This window comes from Achromobacter marplatensis (assembly GCF_002209535.1).
In the GTDB taxonomy this organism is placed as follows: domain Bacteria; phylum Pseudomonadota; class Gammaproteobacteria; order Burkholderiales; family Burkholderiaceae_B; genus Achromobacter; species Achromobacter marplatensis.
The window spans coordinates 294,422-307,737 of sequence record NZ_NJIG01000001.1 but is presented as its reverse complement, the minus strand read 5'-3'; the positions used below and the strand labels follow the sequence as shown (position 1 = coordinate 307,737).

At 65.3% G+C, this 13,316-nt stretch carries 13 protein-coding genes; 3 read left to right on the top strand and 10 right to left on the bottom strand.

The genetic code is table 11. From position 1 onward, the window contains the following. Nucleotides 1-14 precede the first annotated feature (14 nt). The 7 genes from CEY09_RS01290 to CEY09_RS01260 all read right to left on the bottom strand — a co-directional run bounded on the left by CEY09_RS01290 (nt 15) and on the right by CEY09_RS01260 (nt 7,280). Entirely contained in the window at nt 15-983 is a 969-nt protein-coding gene (locus CEY09_RS01290; protein WP_234818201.1) for an alpha/beta hydrolase family protein, read from the bottom strand. Nucleotides 984-1,254: 271 nt separating this feature from the next. Continuing rightward, nucleotides 1,255-2,985: an ABC transporter substrate-binding protein gene (locus CEY09_RS01285; protein WP_088587254.1), complete on the bottom strand. Its 1,731-nt coding sequence runs from the start codon at nt 2,983-2,985 to the stop codon at nt 1,255-1,257. Nucleotides 2,986-3,090: 105 nt separating this feature from the next. Next, on the bottom strand, nt 3,091-3,399 hold the full coding sequence (locus tag CEY09_RS01280; RefSeq protein ID WP_006227502.1) for a DUF2160 domain-containing protein: 309 nt from the start codon (nt 3,397-3,399) through the stop codon (nt 3,091-3,093). A 15-nt stretch (nt 3,400-3,414) separates the two neighbouring features. Beyond that, on the bottom strand, nt 3,415-4,227 hold the full coding sequence (locus tag CEY09_RS01275; RefSeq protein WP_088587253.1) for a carbohydrate ABC transporter permease: 813 nt from the start codon (nt 4,225-4,227) through the stop codon (nt 3,415-3,417). After that, nucleotides 4,220-5,110, bottom strand: a complete 891-nt coding sequence (locus CEY09_RS01270; protein WP_088587252.1) for a carbohydrate ABC transporter permease — start codon at nt 5,108-5,110, stop codon at nt 4,220-4,222. The genes CEY09_RS01275 and CEY09_RS01270 overlap by 8 nt, the downstream gene beginning before the upstream one ends. Next, entirely contained in the window at nt 5,107-6,195 is a 1,089-nt protein-coding gene (locus CEY09_RS01265) for an ABC transporter ATP-binding protein (protein WP_088587251.1), read from the bottom strand. The genes CEY09_RS01270 and CEY09_RS01265 overlap by 4 nt, the downstream gene beginning before the upstream one ends. Next, nucleotides 6,195-7,280: an ABC transporter ATP-binding protein gene (locus CEY09_RS01260; RefSeq protein ID WP_088587250.1), complete on the bottom strand. Its 1,086-nt coding sequence runs from the start codon at nt 7,278-7,280 to the stop codon at nt 6,195-6,197. Before CEY09_RS01260 ends, CEY09_RS01265 begins: the two co-directional genes overlap by 1 nt. A 211-nt stretch (nt 7,281-7,491) precedes the next feature. Here CEY09_RS01260 and CEY09_RS01255 point away from each other — a divergent pair, with 211 nt between their 5' ends. Then, entirely contained in the window at nt 7,492-8,307 is an 816-nt protein-coding gene (locus CEY09_RS01255; protein ID WP_208625031.1) for a DeoR/GlpR family DNA-binding transcription regulator, read from the top strand. A 91-nt stretch (nt 8,308-8,398) separates the two neighbouring features. Next, complete coding sequence (locus tag CEY09_RS01250) at nt 8,399-9,997, top strand: glycerol-3-phosphate dehydrogenase/oxidase (protein ID WP_088587248.1); 1,599 nt, start codon at nt 8,399-8,401, stop codon at nt 9,995-9,997. A 15-nt stretch (nt 9,998-10,012) separates the two neighbouring features. On the opposite strand, the gene CEY09_RS01245 is transcribed toward CEY09_RS01250, so the two are convergent. The 3 genes from CEY09_RS01245 to CEY09_RS01235 all read right to left on the bottom strand — a co-directional run bounded on the left by CEY09_RS01245 (nt 10,013) and on the right by CEY09_RS01235 (nt 12,445). Then, nucleotides 10,013-10,612, bottom strand: a complete 600-nt coding sequence (locus CEY09_RS01245; protein ID WP_088587247.1) for an HD-GYP domain-containing protein — start codon at nt 10,610-10,612, stop codon at nt 10,013-10,015. 93 nt (nt 10,613-10,705) lie between these two features. Then, nucleotides 10,706-11,386, bottom strand: coding sequence for a type 1 glutamine amidotransferase domain-containing protein (locus tag CEY09_RS01240; protein WP_088587246.1), 681 nt, complete (start codon nt 11,384-11,386; stop codon nt 10,706-10,708). A gap of 21 nt (nt 11,387-11,407) precedes the next feature. Further along, nucleotides 11,408-12,445: an NADP-dependent oxidoreductase gene (locus CEY09_RS01235; RefSeq protein WP_088587245.1), complete on the bottom strand. Its 1,038-nt coding sequence runs from the start codon at nt 12,443-12,445 to the stop codon at nt 11,408-11,410. Nucleotides 12,446-12,674: 229 nt separating this feature from the next. Here CEY09_RS01235 and CEY09_RS01230 point away from each other — a divergent pair, with 229 nt between their 5' ends. Continuing rightward, nucleotides 12,675-13,316 (top strand): TetR/AcrR family transcriptional regulator, encoded by a 642-nt coding sequence (locus CEY09_RS01230; RefSeq protein WP_234818200.1) that lies wholly within the window; start codon nt 12,675-12,677, stop codon nt 13,314-13,316.

Here is a 13,316-nt window from a genome sequence, read left to right as displayed (position 1 = left end):
GGGCCGGGACCGACCTAAAGGTGGTTCTTGAAGAACTCCACGACCTTCGCATTCAGGTCCTGGTGGAACTGCTGGCGGTCGAAGCCCGCCGCCTCCCTGCAATATACGGACAGGGTCTCGGCCTGCTCCGCCGGGCAACGCGCCAGGAAATCGAAGTGCCCTGCCCCCGTCGCCATCTGAAAGTCCGGCGCGGCGGGCAGCCCCTGGCGCACCGCCTCCACGCTGGCAGGGCTGACGCCATCACCGCCCCGTTCCGATGCCCACAATTGCACCGGAATCTTCACCGCATTCAAGGCATCGCCGGGAAACGCGTTCAACGGGTCCGCGATGACGGCCGCCTTGATGCGATCGTCATGCACATAAGACTGCTGTGGAATCTTTCCGGCGGCAATGTCACGGCACATCGGCAGCGACGGGGTAGTCTGGCAAACGGCGAGGCCGGCCCGGAAATCCGGCACGCCCCCCGCCAGCACCAGCGCGGTGTAGCCGCCGCGTGAAAAGCCGTAAATGCCGATCTTGCCAGCATCCACCTTCGCCTTCTGCGGCCAGGCGGTCGTCATGTAATCGATCAGCCGCCGCATTTCACGAGGGCGCGTCGAGAAAATCGACAGATACCCCTGCCGCGACCGGTCCTCCCAGTTGTCGCCTACATGGTTGACCGCCGCGACCACGAAACCCGCATTGGCCAACGCGGCAGCAGTGTCGTGATGACCCAGGAACGAGCCGCTGGATCCATGCGACATGACGACAAGCGGATGCCGGCCTTCGGGCACCGGGCAGTTCAGGACGCCGGAGATCGGGGTCCGGCCGACTTTGATCTCGGCGGCAGGTGCCGCGCACGGATACCAGATGGCGCCGGACAGCCCGGGGCCGTTCTGGTCCATGGGGAGGGTCAGGCGCTGGAAACCGGCGGCTTGGGTGTGAGCGGCAGCGAGGCCGAGGAACGCGGACAGGCAAAAACGGCCAAGAAGATGCGCGGACATGCGGAATGGAAGACCTGAAAAGAAACCAAGAGGAATCGTGCAGGCGGTGATTATCCCATCGGCGCGTCGTAGAGGAACGTAGGATGGGTAGAGCGCGAGCGCATCGCGCCATACGAGCCGGTCATCAACGCGCGAAATCCATCAGGCGGCGGTGGTGTTCTGGCTGACGCTGCCAAACAGTCACCGCTGCTTGATGGGTTTCGCGCGCGGGACAGTCGGGTTCTTGCTTAAGAACTCTCGCGCTACACCCATCCTACCGACCCGTGCTGCCCTACCGGACCTTGCCCTCCTTCCAGGCCGCCAGCAGCTTTTCATACGGGATGGTCTCGCCCTTGGGCTTCTCGTTCGCCAGTTTCTTCCAGGGCGCGTGCTGATCCGACAGCCACTTGCTGGGATCGCTCTTGGCGTTCAGCTTCGGCGCGCATTGCGCCATGCCTGCCCGTTCCAGGCGCGCCATCACCTGGTCCATTTCATTGGCCAAGTTGTCCATGGCGGCCTGCGGGGTCTTTTCGCCCGTGACGGCCGTCGCGACGTTCTTCCACCACAGTTGCGCCAGCTTCGGATAGTCCGGCACGTTGTTGCCCGTGGGCGTCCATGCCACGCGGGCGGGGCTGCGGTAGAACTCGATCAGGCCGCCGTAGTTCGCGGCGTTCTTCGTGAAGAAGTCGCTGTGGATGTCGCTGTCGCGGATGAAGGTCAGGCCGGTGATGGATTTCTTCAACGACACCGACTTCGACGTGACGAATTGCGCGTACAGCCAGGCGGCGGCCATCTTGTCGGGGTTGGTGGACTTGAAGAACGTCCATGAACCCACGTCCTGGTAGCCGTTCTGCATGCCGTCCTTCCAGTACGGGCCATAGGGCGACGGGGCCATGCGCCATTTCGGGGTGCCGTCGTCGTTGACGACCGGCAGGCCCTTCTTGGTCATGTCGGCCGTGAACGCCGTGTACCAGAAGATCTGCTGGGCGATCTGGCCTTGCGCCGGGACGGGGCCGGATTCCGAGAAGGTCATGCCCATGGCTTGCTGCGGGGCGTACTTCTTCATCCAGTCGATGTATTTGGTCAGCGCATAGACGGCGGCCGGGCTGTTGGTGGCGCCGCCCCGCGATACCGAAGCGCCCACCGGGGTGCATTTGTCGTCGGCGACGCGGATGCCCCATTCGTCCACTGGCATGCCGTTGGGCAAACCCTTATCGGCGGCGCCGGCCATGGACAGCCACGCGTCGGTGAAACGCCAGCCCAGCGACGGGTCCTTCTTGCCGTAGTCCATGTGGCCGTAGACCTTCTTGCCATCGATCTCCTTGACGTCGTTGGAGAAGAAGTCGGCAATGTCTTCGTAGGCGGACCAGTTGGTGGGCACGCCCAGGTCGTACCCGTACTTGGCCTTGAACTTGTCCTTCAGGTCCTGCCGGGCGAACCAGTCGGCGCGGAACCAGTAGACGTTGGCGAACTGCTGGTCGGGCAACTGGTACAGCTTGCCGTCGGGCGCCGTGGTGAACTTGGTGCCGATGAAATCCTTGATGTCCAGGTCGGGGTTGGTCCATTCGCGGCCCGCGCCGGCCATGTAGTCGGACAGTGGCAGGATGGCGCCGTAGCGATAGTGCGTGCCGATCAGGTCGGAGTCCGAGATCCAGCCGTCGTAGATGGACTTGCCGGACTGCATGGACGTCTGCAGCTTTTCGACGACGTCGCCTTCCTGGATCAGGTCGTGGTTGACCTTGATGCCGGTGATTTCACTGAATGCCTTGGCCAGCGTCTTGGATTCGTACTCGTGCGTGGTGATGGTTTCGGATACGACGCTGATTTCGTTAACGCCCTTGGCACGGAGTTTGGCGGCGGCGTCCATGAACCACTTCATTTCCGCCATCTGCTGGTCCTTGGACAACGTCGACGGCTGGAACTCCGAATCCACCCACTTCTTCGCTTCCGGCTCGCCGGCCCATGCCCCTGACGTTCCGATCAGGGCGATAGCCGCTGCCATGGCATGCATGCGCAATTTCATGACCTGTCTCCTCGAATGGCCTTCCCCATCTTTTGCTGCGGACCTCTGGCCGGGGAAGATGCGGGCCCGTAGTCCTTGAACCAAGTCAGGGATCGAAACGCCCCTTCAGCCTTTTCTCATGATGAAGGCCAACAGCAGCATGGACAGCACGAAGCTGATCCACACCGATGGCGGCTCATCCAGCGAAAACCATTCCACCGCCTTCTGCCCGAACCCCAGGAACGCCAGGTTGAGCCAGGCAGCGGCCATCAAACCGATGAACAACCTGTCGCCACGCGTGGTGCGCAGCGGCAGGAAACCCTTGCGCTCAACCGTGGGCGCCTTCAATTCCCAGACCGTCATGCCGATCAGCATCAGGACGATGCAGGTGAAGAACACGGCGACGGGAGTGGTCCATACCATCCAGCTGAACATGTCGCGCCCCTCCCCCTAGACCCGGCCCATCGCGAAGCCCTTCGCGATGTAGTGGCGCACGAACCAGATGACGATGCCGCCGGGCACGATGGTCAGCACGCCCGCGGCCGCCAGCACGCCCCAGTCCATGCCGGAGGCCGACACGGTGCGGGTCATGGTGGCCACGATGGGCTTGGCGTTGACGGACGTGAGCGTGCGCGCCAGCAGCAGTTCCACCCAGCTGAACATGAAGCAGAAGAACGCCGCCACGCCCACGCCCGACTTGATCAGCGGCAGGAAGATCGTCAGGAAGAACCGCGGGAACGAATAGCCATCGACATAGGCGGTTTCATCGATTTCGCGCGGCACGCCGGACATGAAGCCTTCCAGGATCCACACGGCCAGCGGCACGTTGAAGACCAGGTGCGCCAGCGCCACGGCCAGATGCGTGTCCATCAGCCCGAACGAGCTGTACAGCTGGAAGAACGGCAGCAGGAACACAGCCGGCGGCGTCATGCGATTGGTCAGCAGCCAGAAGAACACGTGCTTGTCGCCGATGAAGCGGTAGCGCGAAAATGCATAGGCCGCCGGCAGCGCCACCGCCAGCGAGATCACCGTGTTGATGACCACATAGATCAGCGAATTGATGTAGCCCGAATACCAGGCCGGGTCCGTGAAGATGGTGCGGTAATGCTCGAAGGTGAAGTCGCGCGGCCACAGCGTCAGGGTGCTGACGATCTCGGTGTTCGTCTTGAACGACATGTTCAGCATCCAGTACAGCGGCAGGATGGCGAACACCAGGTACAGGATCAGGAAGGCGGAGCGCCACCAGGTGGAGTTGTCACGCATTGGCACGCTCCTCGTCGACGCCGCCCGTGGTGCCCGCGCGCTGCATCCAGTTGTAGAGGATGAAGCACAGCAGCAGGATGATCAGGAAGTAGATGATCGAAAACGCCGCGGCCGGGCCCAGGTCGAACTGGCCCACGGCCTTCTGCGTGAGGTATTGCGACAGGAACGTGGTGGCGTTGCCCGGCCCGCCGCCCGTCAGCACGAAGGGCTCGGTATAGATCATGAAGCTGTCCATGAAGCGCAGCAGCACCGCGATCATCAATACGCCGCGCATCTTGGGCAGCTGGATGTAGCGGAACACCGCCAGGCGCGACGCGCCGTCGATGCGGGCGGCCTGATAGTAGGCGTCGGGGATGGCGCGCAGGCCCGCATAGCACAGCAGCGCGACCAGCGGCGTCCAGTGCCAGACGTCCATCACCAGCACGGTCACCCACGCATCGACGTCGTTGCCGGTGTAGTTGTAGTCCACGCCCAGCCATGACAAGGTGGCGCCAAGCAAGCCGATGTCGGTACGTCCGAACACCTGCCAGATGGTGCCCACGACGTTCCAGGGGATCAGCAGCGACAGCGCGATGATGACCAGCACGGCGGACGCGCGCCACCCGCTGGCGGGCATCGACAGCGCCAGCAGGATGCCCAGCGGGATCTCGATGGCCAGCACCGCCAAGGAAAAACCGGTCTGCCGGAACAAGGCCCCGTGCAGTTCTTCGTCCTGCAGCACGGCGGCAAACCATTCCGTGCCGACGAAGACGCGGCGTTCGGGCGAGATGATGTCCTGCACCGAATAGTTGACGATGGTCATCAGCGGCAGGATGGCCGAAAACGCCACGCACAGCACCACGGGCAGGACCAGGAACCAGGCCCGGTGATCAATGGGTTTCATGGGATCAGCACCTCGTCGCGATAGAAGCAGGTGTGCGGGTTCAACATCGACAACCAGACCGTGCCGCCGGCGGCGGCGGGCACGACGTTGCTGCCCAGCCGCGCGCGCACGGGCGTGCCTTCAAAATCGGCCACCAGCAAGGTATAGGTGCCGACGTCCTGCACGCGGTCCACACGCACGGGCACGGCGCCTGCCGCGCCGGCTTCGGTCACGCGCAGGTATTCGGGGCGCACGCCCAGCTTGACGGGGCCGGCGTCGGCCAGTCTGGCCCCCAGGGCCTCGGGCGCGCCGCCGACCTGGCTTTGCCCGACCCACAGCGCGCCGTCACGCCAATGCGCGGGCAGGAAGTTCATGCCCGGCGAACCGATGAAGTGGCCCACGAAGGTGTGGGCGGGCCTTTCGAAGAGGTCGTCCGCGGTGCCCACCTGCACCGCGCGGCCCCGCGCCATCACCATGACCTGGTCCGCGAAGGTCAGCGCCTCGGTCTGGTCGTGGGTCACGTAGATCAGCGTGAGTTTGAATTCGTGGTGGATTTCCTTGAGTTTGCGCCGCAGCTCCCATTTCAGTTGCGGGTCGATGACGGTCAGCGGTTCGTCGAACAGGATGGCCGACACGTCGCTGCGCACGAGGCCGCGCCCCAGCGAGATCTTCTGCTTGGCGTCGGCGGTCAGGCCGCTGGCGCGGCGGTCCAGCACTGCGGACATCTCCAGCATTTCGGCGATGCGGCCCACCCGCTCGCGAATGCGGTCCGGCGCAATGCCGCGGTTGCGCAAGGGGAACGCCAGGTTTTCGGCCACCGTCATGGTGTCGTACACGACCGGAAACTGGAACACCTGGGCGATATTGCGCGCTTGAGGGGTCTTGGCGGTGACGTCCTGTCCATCGAACAGGATGCGGCCATGCGACGGGCGCAGCAGGCCCGACACGCAATTGAGCAGCGTGGTCTTGCCGCAACCTGACGGGCCCAGCAGGGCATAGGCGCCGCCGTCGCGGAAGGTGAACTTCAGCGGCAGCAGCGCGTAGTCCTCGTCGGTCTTGGGATCGGCCACGTAGGAATGCGAGAGGTCCAGCTCGATCTGGGCCATCAGGCAACCTCCCCCGCGCCGGCAGGCTGGCGCGGCGCGGCAAGCAGCGCGCCGTCGGCGTCGAAGGCATAGGTCTGAGCCGGATCGAAATAGAGCTCGACGCGCTGGTCCAGCGTGTACCGGTGCACGCCCGGCAACTGCGCGACGACGTTGCCCGCGGCCGTTTCGGCATGGACGAAGGTGTCCGAACCGGATATCTCGGCAAGCTTCACCACGCCCGGCAGGCCGATGTGGCCGGGACGCGGCTCGACATCCAGGGCGCCGGCACGCAGGCCCGCGGTCAGGTCGGCGCCCGCCTCGGGCGGCAGGCGGCGCTCGACCGCCATCTGGCCTTGCAAGACGAAGCCCGTGTCCGTGCGGCGCGCGGCGAACAGGTTCATGGGCGGGTCGCTGAAAGCGCGCGCCACGCGGATGGAATTGGGCCGGTGAAACACCTCGGCGGTGGGCCCGTATTGCAGCAATTCACCCGCATCCAGCACCGCGGTGTGGCCGCCAAGCAACAGGGCTTCCCCGGGTTCGGTCGTGGCGTAGACCACCGTGGACCGCCCTTCGGCGAACAATTCCGACAGTTCGTCGCGCAATTCCTCGCGCAGCTTGTAGTCCAGGTTGACCAGCGGTTCGTCCAGCAGGATCAGCGGCGCGTCCTTGACCAGGGCGCGGGCCAGCGCCACGCGCTGCTGCTGCCCACCGGACAGTTCCGAGGGGTAGCGCTCAAGCAGATGATCGATATGCAGGCGCGCCGCCATGGCGCGGACCTTTTCGCGAATGTCCCGTTCGCCGCGCAGCTTCAGCGGCGACGCGATGTTCTCGTAGACCGACATCGACGGGTAATTGATGAACTGCTGATAGACCATGGCCACGTTGCGCTGGCGCACGGGCACGCCGGTCACGTCCGCGCCGTCGACCAGCACGCGGCCTTCGGTGGGCCGGTCCAGCCCGGCCATGATGCGCATCAGGGAGGTCTTGCCGGCCAGGGTCACCCCCAGCAGCACCGTCATGGCGCCCGGAACCGGGGCCAGGCTCATGGGAGTCAGGTGCGTCTGCGAGCCGGCTCGCAAACCAATCCTGTCCAGGGTCAGCTGCATCTAGTCTCCTCAACCTACTTATACGTCCCTATTTTTCACACGGACTTCGGTATTCGGTACAGCGAGCCAGCCTGCGCGCGAACGCACGCAACAGGATGAGCATACTCTTTCAGATGGCTTTCGTTTTTTGTGCGTTTTACTCAAGAAGCGAACAAAAAACAATCTTGCAGTGCGGCATTATTTTTCGCTTTTGTTGTTTTATCATTCGTCTATGACACTGAATCCACGACAGAGCGCTTTGATCGAAATGGTGCGGGCCCAGGGCTCGGCATCGATCGAAGAGCTTGCCAAACGCTTTGACGTCACGCTGCAGACCGTGCGGCGCGACGTGAACATCCTTTCCGAAGCCGGCCTGCTGTCGCGCTTTCACGGCGGCGTGCGCATCGAAGCGTCGACCATCGAGAACATCGCCTACCGCAAGCGCCAGGGCCTGCACGCGGCCGGCAAGCAGCGCATCGCCGAGGCCGTGGCCCGCGCCGTGCCCGACGGCTGTTCGCTGATCCTGAACATCGGCACCACCACCGAGGCCATCGCACGCGCGCTGCTGCGCCACCGCGGCCTGCGCGTCATCACGAACAACCTGCATGTGGCCGACATCCTGTCCGACAACCCGGACTGCGAAGTCATCGTGGCCGGCGGCGTGGTGCGTTCGCGCGACCGCGGCATCGTCGGCGAAGCCACCATGGACTTCATCCGCCAGTTCAAGGTGGATATCGGACTGATCGGCATTTCGGGCATCGAAGCCGACGGCACGCTGCGCGACTACGACTTCCGCGAAGTGCGCGTGGCCCGGACCATCATCGAGCAATCGCGCGAGGTCTGGCTGGCCGCCGACAGCAGCAAGTTCAAACGCCAGGCCATGGTGGAACTGGCGCACATTTCGCAGATCGACCGCTTCTTCACCGACGCGCATCCGCAAGAACCGCTGGCGCAAGTGCTGCTGGATTCCGGCGTGCGCTGCGATGTGGCGGCAGCCCCAAGCGCGGCCGGCGCGTCCTCCACGAATACCTCGGCACCCAACGCTTGAACCGGCGCGCCGGATCCGGGCCCCCTGCCCGCCCCCGGCTGCCCGCACACGATAACCACGCTTTTACCTGGCGGCCCCGCCGCAACGACTTATGAACCAACCGCTCGCCAACGTCACCCCGCCCGACCGCAACCGCCTGTTGTCCACCTTGGACAACACGCCTTCCTGGGACGTCATCGTCATCGGCGGCGGCGCGACGGGCCTGGGCACCGCGGTCGATGCCGCCTCGCGCGGCTACCGCACGCTGCTGATTGAGGGCGCCGACTTTGCCAAGGGCACGTCCAGCAAGGCCACCAAGCTGGTGCACGGCGGCGTACGCTACCTGGCCCAGGGCAACGTCAGCCTGGTGCGCGAAGCGCTGCATGAACGCGGCCTGCTCAACCGCAACGCGCCGCATCTGGTGTGGCCGCTGGGCTTTGTGGTGCCCGCCTACAACTGGATGGACCAGCCCTTCTACGGCATCGGCCTGAAGATGTACGACATGCTGGCCGGCAAGCTGAACCTGGCGCCCAGCCGCTGGCTGTCGCGCCGCGACACGCTGGCCAACGCCCCCACGCTGGCCGAAAACGTCAACGGCCGCGGCCTGAAAGGCGGCGTGCTGTATTACGACGGCCAGTTCGACGACGCGCGCCTGGCCATGAGCCTGATGCGCACGCTGTTCGACCTGGGCGGCACGGCCGTGAACTACGTGCGCGCCACGGGTTTGACCACCACCAACGGCAAGGTGGACGGCGTGACGGCGCAGGACGTCATCGGCGGCGCCAGCTTTTCGCTGCGCGCCCGCTGCGTGATCAACGCCACCGGCGTCTGGGTGGACGCCGTGCGCCGCATGGAAGACAAGAACGCGCCGACGATGGTCGCGCCCAGCCAGGGCGTGCATCTGACCTTGCCGCGCGACTTCCTGCCGGGCAACCGCGCCATCCTGATTCCCAAGACCGACGACGGCCGCGTGCTGTTCGTGGTGCCGTGGAACGGCCACACCATCGTTGGCACGACCGACACGCCGCGTGACGACTTGCCGCTGGACCCCGAAGCCGGCGCCCAAGACGTGGACTTCATCCTGGGCACGGCCGCGCGCTACCTGAGCCGCAAGCCCACGCGCGACGACGTCACCAGCGTCTGGGCCGGCCTGCGTCCGCTCGTCAAGGCCACGGGTGAGGCGTCGACCAAGCAGCTGTCGCGCGAGCACACCATCCTGGTGTCCAACGCCGGGCTGGTGACGGTGACGGGCGGCAAGTGGACGACGTACCGCCGCATGGCGCAGGACGTGGTGGACACCGCGATCCAGCACCAGTTGCTGACGCAAGCCAGCTGCCGCACCGAATCGCTGCCGTTGCATGGCGCTTCTGGCCTGGCGCCGTCGCAGGAACACGCCGGCACGCCGGACAGCTACTACGGCACCGACCTGGCCACCTTGAAGGCCCTGCCGGGCGCGGACCGCATGCTGGTCAACGCCAGCGGCCTGTCCGAAGCGCATGTGCGTTTTGCCGCGCGTTTCGAATTGGCGCGCAGCGCCGAAGACGTGCTGGCCCGCCGCAACCGCGCACTGTTCCTGGATAGCGAAGCGGCGATGCTGGCCGCCCCCGAAGTGGCGCGCATCCTTGCCGAAGAACTGGGCCACGACGCCGCCTGGCAGCAACGCACGCTGCAGAACCTGGCCGTGGTCGCGGCCAACTACCGCCTGAAATAAGGCCGGCGCGTGCCGTTACGGCACGCGCAACGGGCTTTTCAATATCATCGCTTCGAAGAGCCGCAGCAGGTCCGGATCGCACTTGGATCCGGACTCGCGGTTCAGGATGCGCATGATCTCGGCGTGGGAACGCGCCGGATGGTAGGGCCGCGTGTCGCCCAGCGCATCGTAGGAATCCGCCAGCGAAATGATGCGCGAATGCAGCGGGATATCGTGCCCTGACAGCCCTGCCGGGTAGCCGGAACCGTCGAAGTGTTCGTGGTGGTGGCGCACCGCGTGCGCGATCAGGTCGCGCTGCGGCATCGCGCTTTTCATGATGATGTCGGCGCCGGTGGCCGCATGCGACTTCATGATTTCCCAATCGTCCGCTTCCAGGCGCTTGGGTGAAAACAGCACGCGGTCGGGCGTGCCGATCTTGCCTACATCATGCAGCCTTGCAGCGACGGCCACTGCGGCTTGCTCGGGCTCTGGCAGGCCGCAGGCCTGGGCCAGCGCCACGCTCAGCGCGACCACCCGGTCGCAATGGCGGCCAGTGGCCGGGTCACGCGCCTGCATGGCGGCAAACAGCGCGGCCTCACAGGAACCATCGGGGTATTCGGGTACGTCTGGGGGCATCAGGAAGATGCGCGGCGTTGCAACGGAACGCGCGCAGTGTGTCAGAAAGTAGCAATTCTGACACACTGCGCAGCAATCCTGACCAAACAGATTTCAGTTCTTCAACCGTTCCAGCAAGGCTTGCGCCACGCCGACTGACGACGCCGGGTTCTGCCCGGTGACCAGCAAGCCGTCGCTGACCACATGCGGCTGCCAGTCCGGCCCGCTGCTGTACAAGCCGCCCAGCCGGGTCAATTCGTCTTCAACCAGGAACGGCACGACGTCGGTCAGTTGCACGGCCGCCTCTTCCGCGTTGGAAAAGCCGGTGACCTGACGCCCCTGCACCAGCGGCTTGCCGTCGGCGGTCTTGGCATGGCGTAGCACCCCGGGCGCATGGCACACGGCCGAGACCGGCTTGCCGGCGGCCAGCATGGTTTCGATCAATCCGACGGACTTGGTGTCTTCCGCCAGGTCCCATAGCGGGCCGTGGCCGCCGGGATAGAACACCGCGTCATAGTCGGCCGCCTGCACGTCCGCCAGCCGGTGGGTGGACGCCAGCACCCGCTGCGCCTCGGTATCCTGGCGAAAGCGTCGGGTGGCGTCGGTCTGCGCGTCGGGGTCATCGCTTTTGGGGTCCAGCGGAGGCTGGCCGCCCTTGGGCGACGCCAGCGTCACCGTGGCGCCCGCATCCACGAACGCGTAGTACGGCGCGGCAAACTCTTCCAGCCAGAAGCCCGTCTTGCGGCCGGTATTGCCCAATGTGTCATGGGATGTCAGCACGATCAGGATTTTCATGTTGCGCTCCGTTGTATGGCGCTATTCGTCAGGGCCGACGCGCACAATGCGCTTGCCGGCGTTTTCGCCCTTCAGCAGCCCCATCAGGCCGCGCGGCGCATTCTCCAGCCCTTCGACCACGTCCTCGCGGTACTTGATGCGGCCTTGCGCGATCAAACCTTCCATCGCCTCGCGGAATTCGCCGTAGCGGTGCGCGTATTCGTTGAAGATGATGAAACCTTGGAACTTCAGCCGCTTGGTCAGGATGGTGCGCATCAATAGCGCCAGGCGGTCCGGGCCTTCAGGCTGGCTGGTGGCGTTGTAGGCCGAGATCAGCCCGCAGACCGGCACGCGGGCGCGCGGGTTCAACAACGGCAGGACGGCGTCAAACACCGCGCCGCCGACGTTTTCGAAATAAACGTCGATGCCCTGGGGCACGGCGCGCGCCAGCCGGCCGGGCAGATCCGGCAATTTGTGGTCAACGCAGTCGTCAAAGCCCAATTCGTCAATCACATAGCGGCACTTGTCGGCGCCGCCCGCGATGCCCACGACCTTGCAGCCGTGGATCTTGGCGATCTGCCCCACCACCGCGCCCACCGCGCCGCTGGCCGCGGCCACCACCACGGTTTCGCCGGCCTTGGGCTGGCCGATGTCCAGCAGGCCCATGTAGCCCGTGAAACCCGGCATGCCCAGCACGCCCAGCGAATACGAGGGATGCTGCGGGTTGGCGCCCAGGCGCAGCAGGCCCGTGCCGTCGGACACCGCAAAATCCTGCCAGCCGGATTGGGCCAACACCCATTCGCCAGGCTTGAAGTCAGGATGGTTGGACGCCTGCACGCGTGTCACGGTGCCACCCACCATGGGCTGGCCGACCTGGACAGGTTCGGCATAGGACGGCGCATCGCTCATGCGGCCGCGCATATAGGGATCCAGCGAGAGATACACGGTGCGCAGTAGCACCTGGCCGGGCCCGGGTTGCGGGACGTCCCCGGTTTCCAGACGGAAATCGCTGTCTGTGGGTTCGCCGTGCGGGCGCGCGGCAAGCACGATACGGCGGTTGATCGACGATGATTGCGGCATGAAGTCCAGCCTCCTACAGGAAGCCGCCCGGGCCTTGCGGGCAACACCCGGGTGGCAAGTTGGGGAACCGGTCCATTACACCATCGTTGTCCATCGACTCGCGCGGTAACCCTGTCATCGTTCCCCCTTTTAATTAATTAAATACTTAATTAAACTCTGCGCCATGTGTCCTGTACCGCCTCCCGCCCCCCGCCGCCCCGGACGTCCCGCGCGCCCCGACAACGCCGCCATGCGCGCCAGGCTGCTGGAAATCGCTACCGGCCTGTTCGCCTTGCAAGGGGTCGCCGCGACCACCATCGCCCATATCGCCCAACGCGCCGCCGTGACGCCGGCGATGGTGCATTACTACTTCAAAAGCCGCGACCAATTGATCGACGCGGTCGTGCAAGAGCGCGTGTTGCCCGTCATCGGATATGTCTGGGCGCCGGTGCCGGTGGCCCTGGATGCCAGCCAGGATCCCGCCGCCGCGGCGCGCGGCTTCCTGGCGGAAATCGTGAAGCGCATCGTGCAAAGCGCCACGCAACAGCCGTGGTTGCCATCGCTCTGGATGCATGAAGTCGTCAACGAAGGCGGCCAACTGCGCGAACGCGTGCTGCCGCATCTGCCCTCCGATCGCTTGCAGGCGTTCGCCGGCATGATCGGGCAAGCCCAGCGCCAGGGCGCCATCACGCCGGGCGTGGAGCCCCGCTTGGTGTTCCTGTCCATCCTGGGCCTGACCCTGCTGCCGCTGGCCACGTCCAATCTGTGGCGCCGCATCTGGCAGGGCGACGCGCAAGCGCAGGCCATCGATACCGAGGCGATCGCGGCGCACGCCATCGCCATGCTGACGGGCGGCCTGTTCTCGCCGCCCGCCCCGCCCCCTGCCCTCTGA